Below are 19,877 nucleotides of genomic sequence, written 5' to 3'. Positions count from 1 at the left end.
CACAAGTGAGCAGTTTCAATTAGCCAGACTGGGCACTTTCAATGAGCGCCGTCAGTCGGGCTGCTCGATCGCGTTCGGCACCGGCATCGTCGATGGTCCGCCGCCCAGCCGGTCGACCTTGATGCTCTGCCTCTCCGACATCGACGCAGCCCACCGGCACCTCACCGACGCCGGAATCGAGGTTTCCGACGTCGACATCACTCAGTGGGGACACTTCGTCTACTTCGACGATCCCGACGGCAACCACTGGAATGTGCAGTACCTGCCGTATCGACATGAGAGCTGATGGGCCCACACAAGACGCTCCAAAAAAAGACAGCGACCCCCGCACCTTCCGGTGCGGGGGTCGCCTGACCTCTTGAGGTGACTAGCGGTAGTCGCCGCTGGAGAAGCCGTAGTCGTCGAGCGGCACCGCAGCGCCGGCGGGAGCACCGAAGGTGCCGTCCGGGCTGTAGTAGGTGTCGTCGTAGGCGGGCATCGCGTAGGCCGCGGCGCGCGCCTCCTCGGTCGGCTGCACCTGGATGTTGCGGTACCGGTTGATGCCGGTACCGGCCGGGATCAGCTTACCGATGATCACGTTCTCCTTGAGGCCGATGAGCTTGTCGCTGCGACTGTTGATGGCCGCATCGGTGAGCACACGGGTGGTCTCCTGGAACGACGCCGCACTCAGCCACGAGTCGGTGGCCAACGACGCCTTGGTGATACCCATCAGCACCGGACGACCGGCCGCGGGCTCGCCACCCTCGGACACGACGCGACGGTTGGCGGCCTCGAACTCGGCACGCTCGGTGAGCGAACCGGGCAGGAACTCCGTCGACCCCGAGTCGATGATCGTCACGCGACGCAGCATCTGACGCACGATGGTTTCGATGTGCTTGTCGTGGATCGACACACCCTGGCTGCGGTAGACCTCCTGGACCTCGTTGACCAGGTGCACCTGCACCTGACGGGGCCCCATCACACGCAGCACCTCGTGCGGGTTCGCCGAACCCTCCATGAGCTGCTGGCCGACCTCGACGTGGTCGCCGTCGGCGAGCAGACGCTCGGAGCCGTCGTCGTGCTTGAACACACGCAGACGCTGACGCTTCGAGATCTTGTCGTAGACAACCTCTTCCGATCCGTCGTCGGGGACGATCGTGATCTTGTAGAAGCGGTCGTCGTCCTCGAGACGCACCCGGCCGGAGACCTCCGCGATCGGCGCGACACCCTTGGGCACGCGCGCCTCGAAGAGTTCCTGCACACGCGGCAGACCACCGGTGATGTCGTCACCGACGCCACCCTGGTGGAAGGTACGCATGGTCAGCTGGGTACCGGGCTCACCGATCGACTGGGCTGCGATGATGCCGACGGCCTCACCGATGTCGACGAGCTTGCCGGTGGCCATCGACCGTCCGTAGCACATCGCGCACACGCCGGTTCCGGTCGCACAGGTCAACACCGAACGAACCTTGACCTGTGTGATACCCGCTGCGAGCAGGGCCTCGATTGCCGGATCACCGAGGTCGTGACCACGCTCGACGACGACATTGCCATCGGCGTCGAGGGCGTCGGCGGCCAGCGTGCGTGCGTACGCACTGGTCTCGACGTGCGCGTCACGGATGATCGAACCGTCGGGCTGCTTCTCTCCCAGCGGGACGACGATGCCGCGCTCGGTGGCACAGTCGGTCTCGCGGACGATGACATCCTGGCTGACGTCGACCAGACGGCGGGTCAGGTAACCCGAGTCGGCGGTACGAAGTGCGGTGTCGGCCAGACCCTTTCGGGCACCGTGGGTGTTGATGAAGTACTCCGCCACGGTCAGGCCCTCTCGGAAGGAGGACTTGATCGGACGCGGGATGAACTCACCCTTGGGGTTTGTCACCAGACCCTTCATGCCCGACAGGTTGCGGACCTGGGTCATGTTTCCCGTCGCACCCGACTTCGGGATCATCGTGATCGGGTTGTCTTCGGGGTAGTAGTCCTCCATGGCCTTACCGACCTCTTCGGTGGCCTGCTTCCAGATCTCGACCAGCGCATCGCGCCGCTCGTCCGGGGTCAGGGCACCGCGCTGGAACTTGCGCTCCAGACCATCGGCACGCTCCTCGTAACGCTCAAGGATCTCAGCCTTCTGCGGCGGCACGAGCACGTCGGCCATCGACACGGTCACGCCCGAACGGGTCGCCCAGTAGAAGCCGACATCCTTGAGCTTGTCGACGGTCTGCGCGACGACGATCATCGGGTAGCGCTCGGCGAGATCGTTGATGATCGCGGCCTGACGCTTCTTCGGCATCTGCTCGTCGACGAACGGGTACTCGATCGGCAGCAGCTCGTTGAACAGCACCCGACCCAGCGTGGTCGTGATGGTCCACGGCTGCCCGAACCGCCAGCCGTCGGCGAACTCCTGCGCCTCGATCTCCAGCGGCGGACGCTGATCGGTCAGTCGCACCTTGATGCGCGACTGCACGGTCAGCACCCCACGGTCGACGGCCATGATGGCCTCGGCCGGGCTGGAGTACACGCCCTCCTCGGGATGATCGGCGGTCGCGGCCTGGTACTCGCCTGCCGCACCCTCCTTGAGGGTGGTCAGGTAGAACAGGCCGGTCACCATGTCCAGACGCGGCATCGCCAACGGGCGACCGGAAGCCGGCGACAGGATGTTGTTCGAGGACAGCATCAGGATGCGGGCCTCGGCCTGCGCCTCCGCGCTCAGCGGCAGGTGCACGGCCATCTGGTCACCGTCGAAGTCGGCGTTGAAGGCCTCACAGACCAGCGGGTGCAGCTGAATGGCCTTGCCCTCCACCAGCTGCGGCTCGAAGGCCTGGATACCGAGACGGTGCAGCGTCGGCGCACGGTTCAGCAGCACCGGGTGCTCGGCGATGACCTCTTCGAGGACGTCCCACACGGCCGGCCGCTGACGCTCGACCATGCGCTTGGCGCTCTTGATGTTCTGGGCCTGGTTCAGGTCGACCAGACGCTTCATCACGAACGGCTTGAACAGCTCGAGCGCCATCAGCTTGGGCAGGCCGCACTGGTGCAGCTTGAGCTGCGGGCCGACAACGATGACCGAACGGCCGGAGTAGTCGACGCGCTTGCCGAGCAGGTTCTGACGGAACCGGCCCTGCTTGCCCTTGAGCAGATCCGAGAGCGACTTCAGCGGGCGGTTACCCGGTCCGGTGACCGGACGTCCGCGACGGCCGTTGTCGAACAGGGCGTCCACCGACTCCTGCAGCATCCGCTTCTCGTTGTTGACGATGATCTCGGGGGCACCGAGGTCGATCAGTCGCTTGAGGCGGTTGTTGCGGTTGATGACACGGCGGTACAGGTCGTTGAGGTCGGAGGTCGCGAAGCGGCCACCGTCGAGCTGCACCATCGGACGCAGCTCCGGCGGGATCACCGGAACGGCGTCGAGCACCATGCCCAGCGGCGAGTTGCCCGACTGCTGGAACGCCGCAACCACCTTGAGGCGCTTGAGCGCACGCAGCTTCTTCTGACCCTTGCCGCTGCGGATCGTCTCGCGCAGCGACTCGGCCTCGGCATCGATGTCGAAGGTCTCGAGGAGCTTCTTGATCGCCTCGGCGCCCATCGATCCGGCGAAGTATTCGCCGTAGCGGTCCTGGAGCTGGTGGTAGAGCTTCTCGTCGATGATCAGATCGCCGGGGGAGAGCTTGACGAACTTGTCCCACAGCTCGTCGAGACCGTCGAGCTCACGCTGCGCGGCGTCACGCATGCGACGCATCTCGCGCTCGGCCCCGTCCTTGACCTTGCGGCGGACGTCAGCCTTGGCACCCTCGGCCTCGAGCTCGGCGAGATCGGCCTCGAGCTTCTGCTGACGCTCGTTGAGGTCGACGTCACGCTGGTCGGCGACGGCCTTCTTCTCGACCTCGATCTCCGCCTCGAGCGTGGAGAGCTCGTTGTGGCGCAGTTCGTCGTCGACGGAGGTGATCACGTAGGCGGCGAAGTAGATGATCTTCTCGAGATCCTTCGGCGCCAGGTCGAGCAGGTAGCCCAACCTGCTCGGCACACCCTTGAAGTACCAGATGTGGGTGACCGGGGCGGCCAGCTCGATGTGGCCCATGCGCTCGCGGCGGACCTTGGCCTTGGTGACCTCGACCCCGCAACGCTCGCAGATGATGCCCTTGAAGCGCACACGCTTGTACTTGCCGCAGTAGCACTCCCAGTCGCGAGTCGGTCCGAAGATCTTCTCGCAGAACAGGCCGTCCTTCTCGGGCTTGAGCGTGCGGTAGTTGATGGTCTCCGGCTTCTTGACCTCGCCGTAGGACCAGTTGTGGATGTCATCGGCCGTGGCGAGACCGATCTTCAGTTCGTCGAAGTAGTTGACGTCGAGCACTCTATGCCTTCCCTGAGCAAGCTCTTTGATTCGACTAATGGGGGTACCCGCCGGGGCCGTGGCCCCGGCGGGCGGTTGATCAGTTCGCCAGGTCGTCGACCGTCGCGGACTCATTGCGCGACAGGTTGATTCCCAGGTTGGCGGCGGCGCGCTCGAGATCCTCGTCGTCGGAGTCGGCCATCTCGATCGCGGCACCGTCACTCGAGAGCACCTCGACGTTGAGGCACAACGACTGGAGCTCCTTGAGGAGCACCTTGAACGACTCGGGGATACCGGGCTCGGGGATGTTCTCGCCCTTGACGATCGCCTCGTACACCTTCACGCGGCCGACCACGTCGTCGGACTTGATCGTCAGCAGCTCCTGCAGGGTGTAGGCGGCGCCGTAGGCCTGCATCGCCCAGCACTCCATCTCACCGAAGCGCTGGCCACCGAACTGGGCCTTACCGCCGAGCGGCTGCTGGGTGATCATCGAGTACGGACCGGTCGAGCGTGCGTGGATCTTGTCGTCGACGAGGTGGTGCAGCTTGATGATGTACATGTAGCCGACCGACACCGGGTACGGGAACGGCTCACCGGAACGACCGTCGAACAGCGTGGCCTTGCCGTCGCCGTTGACCATGACCTCACCGTCGCGGTTGGGCAGCGTCGAGGACAGCAGTCCGGTCAGCTCCTCCTCGCGGGCACCGTCGAACACCGGGGTCGCGGTGTTGGTGTCGGGAGCCGCCGAGTACATGTCCTCGGGCAGCTTCGACGCCCACTCCGGGACCCCGCCGGCCACGTCGACGTTCCAGCCGGCCTTGGCGATCCACCCGAGGTGGGTCTCCAGGATCTGGCCGATGTTCATACGACGCGGCACACCGTGGGTGTTGAGGATGATGTCGACCGGGGTGCCGTCCGGCAGGAACGGCATGTCCTCGGCGGGCAGGATCTTGCCGATGACGCCCTTGTTGCCGTGGCGGCCGGCGAGCTTGTCGCCGTCCTGGATCTTGCGCTTCTGCGCCACGTAAACGCGGACCAGCTCGTTGACGCCGGGCGGCAGATCGTCGTCGTCGTCACGGCTGAACACGCGCACACCGATGACCTTGCCGGTCTCACCGTGCGGGACCTTGAGCGAGGTGTCGCGCACCTCACGGGCCTTCTCACCGAAGATGGCACGCAGCAGACGCTCCTCCGGGGTCAGCTCGGTCTCGCCCTTCGGGGTGACCTTGCCGACCAGGATGTCGCCGTCGCGGACTTCCGCACCGATGCGCACGATGCCGCGCTCGTCGAGATCGGCGAGCACCTCGTCGGAGACGTTCGGGATGTCGCGGGTGATCTCCTCGGCACCGAGCTTGGTGTCGCGGGCATCGATCTCGTGCTCCTCGATGTGGATCGAGGTGAGCACGTCCTCCTCCACGAGCCGCTGGCTCAGGATGATCGCGTCCTCGTAGTTGTGGCCCTCCCACGGCATAATCGCCACGAGCAGGTTCTTGCCCAGGGCCATCTCACCGTTTTCGGTGCAGGGCCCGTCGGCGAGGACCTGACCGGACTCCACGCGCTGCCCCTCGTCCACGATCGGACGCTGGTTGGCGCAGGTGCCATGGTTGGAGCGTGCGAACTTGCGCATCCGGTAGGTGTCGCGGGTGCCGTCGTCGGCCATCACGGTGATGTAGTCGGCCGAGACCTCCTCGACCACGCCGGTCTTGGACGAGACGATGACGTCACCGGCGTCGACGGCGGCACGCAACTCCATGCCGGTACCGACCAGCGGCGACTCGTTGCGCACCAGCGGCACGGCCTGACGCTGCATGTTCGCACCCATCAGGGCGCGGTTGGCGTCGTCATGCTCGAGGAACGGGATCATCGCGGTCGCGACCGACACCATCTGGCGCGGCGAGACGTCGAGGTACTCGACCTGCGCCGCATCGACGAACTCCACCTCGGAGCCCTTCTTGCGGACCAGGACGCGCTCGTCGGTGATGTTGCCGTTCAGGTCATAGCTGGTGTTGGCCTGACCGATGAGGTAACGATCCTCCTCGTCGGCGGTCATGTACTCGATGGTGTCGGTGACGACGCCGTCGACGACCTTGCGGTACGGGGTCTCGATGAAGCCGAACGGGTTGACCCGCGCGTACACCGACAGCGAGCCGATCAGGCCGATGTTCGGGCCTTCCGGGGTCTCGATCGGGCACATGCGGCCGTAGTGGCTCGGGTGCACGTCGCGCACCTCGAGGCCGGCGCGCTCACGGCTCAGACCACCCGGGCCCAGCGCCGACAGGCGACGCTTGTGGGTCAGCCCCGACAGCGGGTTGTTCTGGTCCATGAACTGCGAGAGCTGGCTGGTGCCGAAGAACTCCTTGATCGCCGCCACGACGGGACGGATGTTGATCAGGGTCTGCGGGGTGATCGCCTCGACGTCCTGGGTGGTCATGCGCTCACGCACGACACGCTCCATACGCGAGAGACCCACGCGGATCTGGTTCTGGATCAGCTCGCCCACGGTGCGCAGACGACGGTTGCCGAAGTGGTCGATGTCGTCGACCTCGATCGGCACGTCGAGGCCCTCGGGACCGGCAACCTTGGCGAACGACACGGTGTGCGGGTCGGCGTCGTGCAGACGCACCAGGTACTCGACGGTCGCGGCGATGTCCTCGCGGGTCAGCACCGCCTCGCCGGTCATCGGGTTGTCGGTGAGACCGAGCTTCTTGTTGACCTTGTACCGGCCGACGCGCGCGAGGTCGTAGCGCTTCTCCTTGAAGAACAGGTTCTCCAGGAGGTTCTCCGCGGACTCCTTGGTCGGCGGCTCGCCCGGACGCAGCTTGCGGTAGACCTCGAGCAGTGCCTCGTCCTGGTTGGCGGCGTTGTCCTTCTCCAGGGTGGACATCATGATCTCGGAGAACCCGAAACGCTCGCTGATCTCCTCGGTGGTCCAACCGAGCGCCTTGAGCAGCACGGTGACCGGCTGGCGGCGCTTGCGGTCGATACGCACACCGACGGTGTCACGCTTGTCGACGTCGAACTCGAGCCATGCGCCACGACTCGGGATGACCTTGACGGTATGCAGGGTCTTCTCGGTGGTCTTGTCGATGGTGGCGTCGAAATAGACACCGGGGCTGCGCACGAGCTGGCTCACCACGACACGCTCGGTGCCGTTGATGATGAAGCTGCCCTTGTCGGTCATGATCGGGAAGTCGCCCATGAACACGGTCTGCGACTTGATCTCACCGGTGTTGTTGTTGATGAACTCCGCGGTGACGAACAGCGGGGCCGCGTACGTCATGTCCTTGTCCTTGCACTCCTCGACGGAGGCCTTGACCTCGTCGAAGTGCGGGTCGGAGAAGGACAGCGACATCGAACCCGAGAAGTCCTCGATGGGCGAGAGCTCGTGCAAGATGTCCTCGAGGCCTCCGGTAGGGCTCTCGTCGCCGCGCGAGATCGCTTTCGCGCGCCATTCGGGAGAACCGACGAGCCATTCGAAGGAGTCGAGTTGGAGGTCGAGGAGGCCCGGTACCTCCAAGGGTTCGCTGATCTTCGCGAACGAGGCGCGGTGTGGTGCGCCAGGGATGGTGGTTGAGGTGGACTGGCGGTCGACTGCCAAGGTGCGTCCTTCCAACACGATGTGTTCACTGCCGTGCGTTGTGTGGCGTGGCTGATGGGCCGTTCGCTGGTGACAAACCTGGATCGGCGATCACCGCAGCTCACACAAGGTGGCCGGAAGGAGAATCGTTAGATGGACAGGAGGCAGCCAGCGCAACGTCCAACTATAACAGGAAAAGAAGGCACCGTGTCAAGCAGTGATCACACTGCAGGCAGCGACGCCGTGAACCGAATCCGCGCTGTGTGGCTGCCACCCGCGATATTCGCTGGTGACAGATTGGCCCGCCGACGCCGTCACGTCAAGCGCTACGCGCAGATTTGTGGAAGAAATAGTGTGTTGAACCTGCTGGGGAGCGATTCCGGGTACGCCGGATGCCGGCCAGACCGCACCGCAGTGGTGTCGACTTCGGGTTTGTGTGTCCTGTAGGGCACACAAACCCGAAGTCGACACCATTTCGCCAGGTGTCAGATGTCGGTGTAGCTCTGGATGAGCCACTGATCGCCGTGCTTGACCAGACCGAGCTGGTAGCGACCGATGACACTCTGTGTCGGGGCGCCGTTGGCGGTCCCCGAGGCGACGAAGTTCAGGATCACGTCGGCGGTGGCGCCGTCGGAGTCGCCGGACAGCTTGGTGACGCCGACGGCGTCGACCTTGCAGTCGTTGGTGACGTCCTGCTGCCCGAACTGCTCCTTGATGGTCGGCAGGCCCTGGTTGAACTGTTTGAGGGCGTCGCCGGTGAGGGCTGTCCGAGCCGAGGCGGCCCAGTTGTCGAAGTCCTTGCTGCGCGCGCCCTGGACCTGACAGAACTTCGACTGCGCCTGCGAGGTCAGGTCGGTGGTGGCGGCCTGATCGATGAAGGCCTTGTTGTCGCCGACGTTCGCACCCGGATGCAGCGCGAGGACGACGGCGACGATCGCGAACAGAGCGGCCACACCGGCGATGATCGCGATGGCCCGACCGGAGAACCATCCCCGCTCGGCCCGACGAGCGGCGGCCAGTTCCTTTTCGGCCGACCTGTCGCGACCCGCTCCGCGTCGGCCGAACCCGTTGCCGCGCTGCGCGTTTGCCTGCGTCTGCGCGCGGCGCGCGGCGTCGGGCTGCGGTTTGATGGTCGACACCCGCGACACCGGTCGCGTCTTGCCGGTCGGACGTTCGGGCTCGACGGCGGGGTCGTCCGGGGCCCCGGCTTCGGGGTCTTTGGCGTCTGCGTTCTTCTTCGTCAGCGAGATCGGCGCTGCCTCGGACTCGGCTGCCTCGGGCTCATCGGTGGCCGGCTCGTCGACTACCGGCTCGTCTGCGACCGACTCGTCTGCGACCGGCTCCTCCCCGACGTGCTCCTCCGCGGCAGACTTGTCGGCAGGCTTCTCCTCTGCAGGCTTCTCCTCTGCGGAGGTCGCCGTCACGTCGGTGGCCGACACGTCGGTCGCCGTCCCGTCCGCAACCTGATCGGTAACCGTCTCGTCCACGACCTGATCGGCCGGGCGCCGGGACCCGGCGACCTTCGGGCGGTAGCCGGGCTTGCGCTGCCCTGGTGTGCGCGCCATCAGTTGCCCCCTGTCGGTGCACCGGTCGGGGCGGGCGTACTGCCGCCGCTGTCGGTTCCGGTACCCGACGATCCGTCGTCGGCGTAGGAGATCCCGTCGAGCGGACTCACCTTCACCGCCTTCCACGTGTCACCGAATTTCTGCATCCCGACCAGGAATCCCATGGTGTTCGGGGTCTCCGACGCCTGCCCGGGCATCTTGCCCGTCACCGCGACGTACACGAGGACCTGCGCGGTCCCCTCGTCGGCGTTCACCTGCGTCGGCGCCGACCGCACCACCCGCGAGGTCGTCGACCCCACCTGGCTGCCGGCCTGCTGGAGCTGCGGGTCGAGCGTGCCGGCCACCTGCTGGCGGACCTGATCGAGGGCGTCACCGGCGAAACTGCTCTGCAGCCGCTGGTTGAAGGTGTTCATGTTCTTGGGATCGATCGTGGTGACGTTGAGCATCGCCTGCTCGGCGGCTCCCGTCGCGTCGTCGCGTGCCTGCTGCGTCGGCGCCGCCACCGCGTAGGCCTCATAGGCCCGATACCCGAACCAGCCGGCACATGCGATCGCGGCGACCAGTACGCCGATCACCACCACGCCCAGAATGTTGCGCAGCATCGCGGCATTGCGCGGTGTCGGCCCGTTCTTGTCGGCCGCGGTACCGGCAGCGGGGTTTCGTCCGCCCGCCGCGCCGGGTTCGTCGGTCCCTTGCCGGGGCGTGCGGGACCGCTTCGGGTCACTCTTCGTCGTCATCGCGCGTCACTGTAACGATCGGACCTGAGAGGTTGCCAATCGCTCCTTCATCGTCGAACAGGCGTCGTCGACGGGCCGGAAACAGCCCGTCATCCAGCGTGTTTCGTCACTGGCCGACGCCGTACCCGAATCCACCGGGGTTCACCGGACGCACACCCAACAGGTAGGCGAGCTGGGTGGCCAGCGGATTGAGGTTCAGTTTGTCGGGGTCCTTCTTGGGCGTGTTGTCCCACGGTTGCGGGGTGTCGGGGTTGGCGTACTGCACGCGGTCGGCGCTGCGCACACCCGTCGGATTACCGAACGGCACATCACACGACGCGTTCGTGTTGAACGGGAAATCGTCGTAGCGGATGTCGAAGGTCGGGTCCTTCTTCTTGATCTCGTCGATCATCTTGTAGGTGCTCTCGTACCCCTTGGTGCACGCCGGCGGGTTGTTGGTTTCGAGCACGATGCCGAAGTGGATCTGCCCGTCGCCGGGTGCCGGGCTGTGGCTGCCTGCCGAGAGCGCCGAGAGCATCGCGAACGTCCCCGAGGTCATGTACGTCGCGGGTTGGATCGTGCGCGACACCTCGGAAAGGTCGCCGACCACCTTGCCCAGATCGCCGCCGTTCTTCTGGATCAGCGCCGAGATCTGGGTCGCCGACGCCGTGCCCGTGGTGAGCAGACGTCGCAGATCGGGGTCCGACGACGCGAGCGTGGCGGTGATCAGGTTCAGGTTGCGCGACCACGTCAGGATCGCATCGGACTGGTCGGCCTGGGTGGAGAGCACCACATCGGAGTTCTGGATCAGCGAGATCGTCTGCGGCAGATTGTCCGCGCCCGCCTTCGCCAGCGTGTTCAACGAGTCGACGAGGCGGGACAGATTGTCACCCTGCCCGTTGAAGGCCTTGCCGAGCTCGGTGATCACCGTGTGCAGGTCGTCGATCGGGATCGAGTTGGTGAAGTTGATGGCCGAGGCGACGACGTCCTCGAGCGGCGCCGGGATGGAGACGTTGTCGGGTGAGATCGTCGACCCGTTGCCCAGGTACGGCCCGGACGTCGACCCCGACGGCTGCAAGTCGATGAACTGCTCACCGATCGCCGACCGCTCGGCGACGACGGCCTTCGACGACGCCGGGATCTTGGGACCACCGGAGTTGAGGTCGAGTTTGACGTCGACGCCGTCGGCGGTCAGCGTCATCGCGCCCACCCGGCCGACGGGGATGCCCATGTAGGTGACCTCGGCGTTGGTGAAGATGCCACCGGACTGATTCATCTCCGCGGTCACCGTGTAGTTGCCGATGCCGGCGAGCTTGTCGAGCCGCGCGTATTTCGCGCCGACGTAGACGATCGCGACGATGCCGACGACGGCGAACACCAGCAGCTGGATCTTGGCGAGCTTGCCGATCATGCGCCCACCCCCATCTGTGCGAGCGTCTTGTCCAGCAGTCCCTGCCCCTGGGCGGGAACCGGGGCGAACGACGCCGGGTTGGCCGGGTAGGTGCCGCCCGACGGTGGCGTGTTGGGGCCCGGACGCGAGTTCGCGGCCGGCGGCAGCAGGGTGATCGTCGGCCAGCCGTAGCGCGGCCCGTTGCCCTTGTAGTAGGGGTTCGACGGGTTCACCGGCACGCTGTGCCGCTCCGGCGGCGAATAGACCGGGTTGCCCTGGCCCACACCGAGCGCCTCGAGCTGATTCAGCGTGCGCAGATCCAACGTCATGAACAGGTTGGTCGAGTCACCCTGCACCGCGGGCAGCAATGAGTCGGGGAACGGGTGGGTCAGCATCAGCGGCGCGGCGGTGATGAGATCCGGTGCCGCCTTGGACAATTCGGTCAACACCGGTCGAAGCGCCTTGAGATCGGTGATCATCGACTCGCGGGCGCGGCCGAGGACATCGGTGCCCACCTGCCCGAGTTTGTCGAGTTTGGTCAACAGGTCGACGAACTGCGGACGCTGCTGCTCGAGGACGGCAATACCGGCGGGCAACTGCTGCAGGATGCGGTTGATCTGATCGGTCTGCGCATTGGCCCGCGCCGAGAGCGTGTTGAGCCCATCGATCGCACTGATGATGTCGTCGCGCTGCTTGTTGAGACCCGAGATGAGTTCCGAGGCGTTGTTCAGCAAGCTCTTGACGTTGTTCGCGCGGCCGTCGAAGGCCTTGTTGAGCTCGGTGACGATGGGCTCCAGCTGGTTGATGCCACCTCCGTTGAGCAACATCGACAACGCGCCGAGCACCTGTTCGATGTCGGTGGCGGTGCGGGTCCGGGCCAGCGGAATCGGCTGGCCGTCGGGCTGGCGCGGCGCGTTGCCGGCCTCCGCCGGGTCGTCGAGGGCCACGAACTTCTCGCCGAGCAGACTGGTCTGCTGGACCGCCGCCTGCGCCTGGTCGGACAGGTCGATCTCGTGCTTCACCTTGATGGTGACCAGCGCGTACCACTCGTTGTCGGGGACCTCGACCTTGGTGACGCGGCCGACGGCGACGCCGTTCTGCTTCACCATCGACTGCGGGACCAGATCCAGGATGTCGCTGAACTGGATGGTGTAGGTCCGCGGGTTGTCGCCGACGTCGACGCCACCGGGCAGCGGGATCGACTGGATGCCGTTGCTGCCGCAACCGGCCACCAGCACCACGGTGGCCAGGCTCAGCAGTGCCCCGGTCAACCGACCGCCCAATGTCCCGGTCAACCGACCGCCCAATGCTCCGGTCAACCGACCGCCCACTGTCTCGGTCAACCGAGTACGCAGCGAACGGCGCGAGCGCTTCGTCTCGTACCCCATGTCAGTTGCCCCCCGTTCCCGGTCGGGCCGTCGTCGACGCTGGGCGGCTCGTCGACGGCCGTGCGGTGGTCGAGGCCGGCGTACGGCCCGTGCTCGGCCCCGGATTCAGCCGCGGGTCCGGGGTACCGGGCACGGTGCCCGGGACCGGATACTGCTGCAACTTGCCGTTGCTCATGATGCCGAACGGCAGGATGGGCAGGATCGGGGTGAGGACCTTGTCGTTGACCTGGTTGGCGATGTTGGTGCACTGATTGATCAGCGGCGCGAGGGTGTCGCTGAACTGGGTGGCGGCCGGATTGCCCGGCAGCAGCTGACCGAGGTCGAGGAACTTGCACTGCGCCGCAAGCAGATTCTGCAGATCGGGGATCGTCAGTCGCATCGCGAGCGTGCCGGACTCGGCGTCGTAGGCGTTGATCAGGTTGCTCAGCGTCAGCGGGAGCACCGTCAAGATCTCCTTCAGCGACGTCTTGGTGTCGAGCAGCGCCTGCGTCGTCGGCTGTAGATCCTTCAGCGTCTGACCGATCTGTTCGCGGTTGTCCTGGATGAACCCGGCGACGTCGCCGAGGGCGATCGACAACTTGTTCAGCGCGGTCGCGAGCTGCTGGCGTTCACCGGCGAGGAAGCTGTTGAAATCGGCCATCTGCGTGTTGAACTGGCGCACCTGGGAGTCGTTCTCACGCAGCGCGCCGACGAAGGTGTTGAGGTTCTTGACGGTGTCGAACAGGTCGCCGTGCGAGTCCGACAGGGTGGTGCTGGCCTTCGAGAGATTCTCGATCGCGGCGCCGAGCTTCTCACCGTTGCCCTGCAGGTTGTCGGCACCGGTGGTGATGAGCTGGCTCACCGCTCCCTTGCTGTTGGCGCCGTCAGGGCCGAGCGCCTCGGACAGTTTCTGCACACTCGAATAGACCTGGTCGATCTCGACGGGGACCATCGTCTTGTCGAGTCCGAGGGTGACGTCCTTGCCGGCCTTGGGTCCGCCGGAGTAGGCGGGCGTCAGCTGGACGAAGCGGTCGGCGACCACCGACGGGATGATCTGAACGGCCTTGACGTCGGCGGGCAGATCCACACCACGGTCCACCGTCATCGTCACCTTGACCGAATCGCCTTCGGGCTCAACGGAATCCACCTTGCCCACCGACACCCCGAGGACGCGGACGTCGGTGCCCTCATAGATGCCGACGGAGCGGTGGAAGGTGGCGGTCACCTTGGTGGTGCCGATCAGCGAGAAGGCCCACCACAACACCCCCGCGACGATCAGCGCGATGATCACGCCGAACACGATGTAGACGATGTGGCGCGGGGTGAACCACCGGCCGGGGCCGGAGGTGTTCGTCAGATCCGGTGCGGTGGTCATCCGGTGGCCCCCGTTCCGCCGTTGTTCTGGTTGGCCTGCTTGTTGGGCAGTCGGGTGGTGTTCTGCTGCGGCAGCGCCGGGGGCAGCAGGTTGGTGACCACCGACTCGAACCACCGACCGTTGCCGAGCACGTTGGCGTAGAGCCGATAGAACGGCGCCATGTTCGTGATCGTCGCGCGCAGGTTGGCGTTCTGCTTGGTCAGCAGTTCGTTCACGCCCTTGAGCGAGTCGAGCGCGGGCCCGATCTGCGCCTCGTTGTCACGCACGATGCCGGTCAACGCCGTCGACAGCGTCGTCGTCGTGGCGAGCAGTGCCGAGATGTTCTTCTGCCGGTTGTTGAGTTCGTCGAGCAACTGCCCGGCACCGGCGATCAGCCGCACGAAGGTCTGGTTGCGGTCGGCGAGGATCTTGGAGGTGTCCTTGGTGGCCTGCAACAGCTTCTGCACCTCTTGGTCACGGCTGGCGATGGTGTTCGACAACCGCGCGATGCCGTCGAGCGCCGGCCCCATGTCGCCCGCGGTTCCGGAGAAGGCATCCGAGAGCGAGCGCATCGACTGCGCCAACTGGTTGGTGTCGAGGTCCTCGATCTGGGTCGTCGCGTCGGAGAACGCCTCGATGACGTCGTACGGCGAGACCGTATCGGTCAGCGGCACGTCAGGATCGGCCTGCTTGCTCCCACGCGGATTGAGGCTCAGATACTTCTGTCCCAGCACCGTCTTGATCTGGATGGACGCCTGCGTCTGGTTACCGATCCAGGTGTTGGACACCCGGAACCTGACGTCGACCCGGTCGCCGTCGAGGGTCACGTCCTTGACCTCGCCGACCTTGACGCCGGCGACGCGGACCTCGTTGCCCGCCTTGAGGCCTGCGGCCTCGGTGAACTTCGCGGTATAGGTGGCCGCCTGCCCGACCAGCGGGAGAGAGGTCAGATAGAACGCGGAGACCGCGGCCATCAGCAGGATCAGGATGCCGATCCCGCCGATGGAGACCGGACTTCGCCGACCGCCGAAGCGGCGATGCGGATGGGACTTCTTCGGTGCCTGCGCGCCGGTATCGTCCGCGCCGTTACCGGCGCTGCTGTTATCCGTCATCTCGTCTCTCACCCCCCTGGCCTGTTGTCTTTCCAGCAGCGGGTCGCCGCGCTGGTGTAGAGCACATGATTGATGTCGGGCAACGGCACCGCCGGCTGGGTCAGCAGGGTCGACTTACCGTTGCCCGCCACGACGTCGATGCCGCACAGATAGAACTGGAACCACGACCCGAAGGTCGCCGCGCGGCCGATTTTCTGGAGCTTGACCGGCAGATTGTTCAGGATCTGGTTCACGTCCTTGTTGCGCGCGTTGATCTGGTCGGCCAGTGACTTCAGACCCGCGATGTCACCCTGGATCGACGGTCTGGTCTGCGACAGGATCGAGGCGGTCACCGTCGTCAGATTCGACACCGAGGCGATCGCCGATCCGACCGAACCGCGTTGCGCCGCAAGGCCGGTCACGAGTTGCTCGGTGTTGTCCAGGAGCGACTTGAAGTTCGCGTCGTTGCGATTGACGGTGTTGAGCACCGATGTCAGGTTGGTGATGAGCTCACCGATCACCTTGTCGCGGTCGGCCAGCGAGTTCGTCAGCGACGAGGTGCTCGAGATCAACGTGGAGATGCTGCCCTCCTCGCCCTGGAAGATCTTGATGATCTGGTCGGCGAGGTTGTTGACGTCGGTGGCCGAGAGCTGACGGAACAGCGGTTTGAACCCGTTGAACAACTCGGTGAGATTCACCGCGGGATGCGTGTCGCGCACGTTCGGGTCGGTACCGAAGGTGAAGCCCGGCGCCACGGTCGCATCCGAGGTACCCGCGCCCCGCTCGACGGCCAGATAGCGCAGTCCGGTGAGGTTGCGGTAGCGGATGTAGAGTTGCGCACCCTGCGGCAGCGACGACCGATTGATGTTGAACTTCACCATCGCCTTGTTCTGGTCGTACACCGCGACGTCGGTGACCTGACCGACGCGCACACCGGCGATACGCACGTCGTCGCCCTTGTTGAGCAGGGCGGCGTCGTCGAACACGGCGCTGTACTTACTGTCGCCGTCGCCACCGGCGTTGGCGATCGTCAGGGCGAGAAGACTGGTCGCGATCACGGTGATCACCGCGAACGTGATCAGCTTGATCAGCGGTCCCACAATGGATTTCACTGGATGTGCACCTCCGCGCCGGCCAGCGCCGGACCACCGATCATGGTGATCCAGGTCGGGACGTCGTCCGGGCGGGTACCGCTGGCCGAGCCGTAGATCAGCTTCAGCTGGGTCCGGAATGACGGGTCGTCGAACGGCGAGGGCTTGATCAGTCCGACCGGGGTGGTGGTGAACTGCGGCTGCGGCAGACTCGGCATCGTCCGCGGGCCGGGGTTACGCGACGGCGGCTGGTAGGAGCCGTCGGCCAGTCCACCGCCGGGGTACTGCGGGAACGGGCGGCCGTTGGTCGGCGGCTCGTAGCAGACCGCGGGCGGATCGGTGTCGAAGAACCGCGGCTCGTCCTGGTTCGGGAGATAGCGTCCGCGGGGGTTCACGAACTGCAGGTTCACGCGCACACCGGGATTGGCGGTGCCGGCACCGACGATCTTCTGCGACTCCGGGATCAGGGTCGCGAAGTTGTGGAAGGTGCACTGGAAGGTCGGCGACTGCTTGGCCAGTCCGGTGAGCAACTGCTCGGAATCGACGAACAGGTCGACGAGGTTGTCTCCGTTCTGCTGCAACCAGCCGGTGGTGTCGGTGGCCGCGACCCCGAGGGTGGCGATCAACGTCCGCAGGTCACCTTGCCGCTCCACGATGGTGTTCGACGTGGTGCGGAAGTTGTCGAGGGCGTCGATGACGTCGGGCAGCGCCTGGGAGTAGGTCTGCGAGAAACTCGCCAAGCCCCGCAGGGTGCCCTGCAGGTCGGGCAGTACCCCGTTGATGCCGACGAACACCTTGTTGAGGTTGTCGATGGTGGTGCCGAGCTCCTCGCCGCGGCCCTGCAGGGCCTGCGACAGCGACGTCAGGGTCACGTTGAGATCCTGCGGCGGGATGGCCTGCAGGACCGGCAGCAGCTTGTCGAACAGTTGCTGCAGCTCCTGCGCGTTACCGCTCTTGTCGGTTGCGATGACGTCACCGTTCTGCAGCCCCGGTCCGCCGGCGGCGGGCAGCTGCAGATCGACGTAGCGCTCGCCGAACAGCGTCTTGGGCAGGATTCGCGCGGTGGTCGCCTGCGGGATCTGCTTGGCCATGTCGGGGTTGAGCCCCAATTCGACGTCGACCGAACCGTTCGGCGCCGGTGAGATACTGCGGACCTCGCCGACGACGACCCCGCGGGCCTTGACGTCGGCATTCGCGGGCAGCGCGTTGCCGACGGCGTCGGTGGTGAGCGTGACGGTCGTGAAGTCGGTGAATGTCTTGTTGAACTTCATGATCGTCACCGCGAAGAACAACGCGACGACGACCAGGAAGGCGACGCCGAGGAGTCTGCGGCGCACGGTCCCCATCGATCAGCCTCCCACTCTGACGGTCGTGGTGGTGCCCCAGATCGCCAGTCCGAGGAAGAAGTCGAGCACCGCGATCAGGACGAGTGCGGCACGAACGGCGTGCCCCACCGCCACGCCGACGCCCGCGGGACCCCCGCTGGCGTAGTAGCCGTAATAGCAGTGCACCAGGATGATGACGAACGCGAAGATCAGCACCTTGCCGAAGGACCACAGCACGTCGGCCGGTGGCAGGAACAAGTTGAAGTAGTGGTCGTAGTTGCCCGCGGACTGGCCGTTGAAGATGACCGTGATCTCCCGGGAGGCCAGATACGACGCGAGCAGACCGAGCACGTAGAGCGGGATGACCGCGATGAAACCGGCGATCACACGTGTGGACACCAGGAACGGGATCGACGGCACCGCCATCGATTCCAGGGCGTCGATCTCCTCGGAGATGCGCATGGCACCGAGCTGTGCGGTGAAACCGCACCCGACCGTCGCCGACAACGCCAGCCCCGCGACAAGGGGTGCCACCTCACGGGTGTTGACGTAGGCCGACAGGAAGCCGGTCAGCGCCTGCGAACCGATCTGGTCGAGCGCCGAATATCCCTGCAAACCGACGACGACGCCGGTGAACCCCGACATCAACACCATCACGCCGACGGTGCCCGCGACGACGGCCAGGCCGCCGGTACCGAAGGCCACCTCGGCCAGCAGACGCAGCACCTCGCGCGTGTAGTGCACGAGCGTCTTCGGGATCCACGCCAACGTCCGTCCGTAGAAGGACATCTGCTCGCCCGCACCGTCGAGTACCTTCAACGGCTTTCCGGCCAGTTTGCGTGCTTCGTAGAAGTAATACTCGGGACGACTCTTGGCGATCGTCACTCCGCCACCACCGGACACGCCTAACTTCCCTTCGGTGGGACGATCTGCAGGTAGACCGCCGTGATGATCAGGTTGGCAAGGAACAGCAGCAGGAAGGTGATGACCACGCTCTGATTGACCGCGTCACCGACACCCTTGGGGCCGCCCTTGGGATTGAGTCCCTTGTAGGCGGCGATGACCCCGGCGAGCACACCGAAGATCGCGGCCTTGATCGTCGAGATCCACAGGTCGGGAAGCTGTGCGAGGGCACCGAACGACGCCAGATAGGCGCCCGGGGTGCCGTCCTGGACGATGACGTTGAAGAAGTAGCCGCCGCCGATACCGACGACCGCAACGAGGCCGTTGAGCAGCACGGCGACCAGGATCATCGCCAGCACACGCGGAACCACCAGGCGCTGGACCGGGTTGATGCCCAGCACCTCCATCGCGTCGATCTCCTCGCGGATGGTGCGCGAACCGAGGTCGGCGGCGACCGCCGACCCGGCGGCGCCGGCGACCAGCAGCGAGGTCACCAGTGGCGATCCCTGTTGGATCACCACCAGCACACTCGCCGCACCCGTGTACGACTCGGCACCGAGCTGCTTGATCAGCGAACCGGTCTGCAGCGAGACGATCGCGCCGAACGGGATCGCGATGAGCGCCGTCGGCAGGATCGTGACGCTGGCGATGAACCAGGCCTGCTGGATGAACTCGCGCCACTGGAAGGGCCGTACGAAGGTCTGACGCGCGACGTCGACGAACAGCTGGACGATGTTGCCCGCCTGGGCAAGTGCACTCGTTCCGGCTTGCGCGATCTTGTCGGCGCCACGCGTGGTGGCATTGGCCATTCTCGGTTAGCTCCGCCCGTCGCCGTGTCGGGGTTTCTTGGTGGTGTCGATCTGCTCGGTGGGCTGGTTTGCCTGGGCGGCCGGCGGCACGTCCCACTGTTGAGTGGGCGCGTCGTTGCCGGCGAACTCGTAGACGTCGGTGGGCGCTTCGGCGGTGGCCACACCGCCGGCCGAGCTCCACTCCCCCTGGCCCGACCCACCGGCATGGGCGGGCGCGCCTGCCCCGTTCTCGGCCATGTCGGCGCCGTGGGCCTGTGCCTGGGCGCGGATCTCGTCCTCCTGCTCCATCGACTCGCGGATCGCGCGCTGAGCGTTTTCCGGCAGCGACGGCAGCAGTTCCAGGACGCGTTCGCGGTGGCGGGCGACAGCCTTGCGTTCGGGCA

The 19,877-nt window shown here is 65.7% G+C and carries 13 protein-coding genes and 1 pseudogene; 1 reads left to right on the top strand and 13 read right to left on the bottom strand.

Annotation, left to right across the window (positions count from 1 at the left end; all coding sequences use genetic code 11):
• On the top strand, window positions 1–286 hold a 286-nt coding region (locus P3L18_RS27650; protein WP_276115931.1), incomplete at its 5' end, for a VOC family protein.
• A gap of 81 nt (window positions 287–367) precedes the next feature.
• On the opposite strand, the gene P3L18_RS27645 is transcribed toward P3L18_RS27650, so the two are convergent.
• The 13 genes and pseudogenes from P3L18_RS27645 to P3L18_RS27585 form a co-directional block, all read right to left on the bottom strand.
• Window positions 368–4,327, bottom strand: a complete 3,960-nt coding sequence (locus P3L18_RS27645) for a DNA-directed RNA polymerase subunit beta' (protein ID WP_276115930.1) — start codon at window positions 4,325–4,327, stop codon at window positions 368–370.
• Window positions 4,328–4,406: 79 nt separating this feature from the next.
• A complete protein-coding gene (locus P3L18_RS27640; RefSeq protein ID WP_079928988.1) occupies window positions 4,407–7,904 on the bottom strand; it encodes a DNA-directed RNA polymerase subunit beta in 3,498 nt (1,165 codons plus the stop codon).
• Window positions 7,905–8,368: 464 nt separating this feature from the next.
• Window positions 8,369–9,448 (bottom strand): hypothetical protein, encoded by a 1,080-nt coding sequence (locus P3L18_RS27635; RefSeq protein WP_276115929.1) that lies wholly within the window; start codon window positions 9,446–9,448, stop codon window positions 8,369–8,371.
• Window positions 9,448–10,185, bottom strand: a complete 738-nt coding sequence (locus tag P3L18_RS27630; RefSeq protein ID WP_276115928.1) for a hypothetical protein — start codon at window positions 10,183–10,185, stop codon at window positions 9,448–9,450. The genes P3L18_RS27635 and P3L18_RS27630 overlap by 1 nt, the downstream gene beginning before the upstream one ends.
• Before the next feature lie 106 nt (window positions 10,186–10,291).
• Window positions 10,292–11,575, bottom strand: a complete 1,284-nt coding sequence (locus tag P3L18_RS27625; RefSeq protein ID WP_079928983.1) for an MCE family protein — start codon at window positions 11,573–11,575, stop codon at window positions 10,292–10,294.
• Complete coding sequence (locus P3L18_RS27620; protein ID WP_276115927.1) at window positions 11,572–12,942, bottom strand: MCE family protein; 1,371 nt, start codon at window positions 12,940–12,942, stop codon at window positions 11,572–11,574. Before P3L18_RS27620 ends, P3L18_RS27625 begins: the two co-directional genes overlap by 4 nt.
• 1 nt (window position 12,943) lies before the next feature.
• Window positions 12,944–14,296 carry an MCE family protein gene (locus P3L18_RS27615; protein WP_006368387.1) on the bottom strand — a complete coding sequence of 451 codons (1,353 nt, stop codon included), beginning with the start codon at window positions 14,294–14,296 and terminating at the stop codon, window positions 12,944–12,946.
• Complete coding sequence (locus P3L18_RS27610) at window positions 14,293–15,387, bottom strand: MCE family protein (protein ID WP_276115926.1); 1,095 nt, start codon at window positions 15,385–15,387, stop codon at window positions 14,293–14,295. The genes P3L18_RS27615 and P3L18_RS27610 overlap by 4 nt, the downstream gene beginning before the upstream one ends.
• 8 nt (window positions 15,388–15,395) lie before the next feature.
• Window positions 15,396–16,478, bottom strand: coding sequence for an MlaD family protein (locus P3L18_RS27605; RefSeq protein ID WP_276115925.1), 1,083 nt, complete (start codon window positions 16,476–16,478; stop codon window positions 15,396–15,398).
• Window positions 16,475–17,803, bottom strand: a complete 1,329-nt coding sequence (locus P3L18_RS27600) for an MCE family protein (protein ID WP_276115924.1) — start codon at window positions 17,801–17,803, stop codon at window positions 16,475–16,477. Before P3L18_RS27600 ends, P3L18_RS27605 begins: the two co-directional genes overlap by 4 nt.
• 3 nt (window positions 17,804–17,806) lie before the next feature.
• Window positions 17,807–18,685 (bottom strand): ABC transporter permease, encoded by an 879-nt coding sequence (locus P3L18_RS27595; protein WP_006368383.1) that lies wholly within the window; start codon window positions 18,683–18,685, stop codon window positions 17,807–17,809.
• A gap of 2 nt (window positions 18,686–18,687) precedes the next feature.
• Window positions 18,688–19,494 carry an ABC transporter permease gene (locus tag P3L18_RS27590; protein WP_006368382.1) on the bottom strand — a complete coding sequence of 269 codons (807 nt, stop codon included), beginning with the start codon at window positions 19,492–19,494 and terminating at the stop codon, window positions 18,688–18,690.
• Between the two features lie 6 nt (window positions 19,495–19,500).
• A pseudogene (locus P3L18_RS27585) lies at window positions 19,501–19,877 on the bottom strand (ABC transporter ATP-binding protein); the annotation flags it as partial.

Origin of the sequence: Gordonia sp. N1V (assembly GCF_029269935.1) — a bacterium.
In the GTDB taxonomy this organism is placed as follows: Bacteria; Actinomycetota; Actinomycetes; order Mycobacteriales; family Mycobacteriaceae; genus Gordonia; species Gordonia polyisoprenivorans.
The sequence above is the reverse complement of the archived record's forward strand: the minus strand, read 5'-3'. Positions and strand labels throughout refer to the sequence as shown.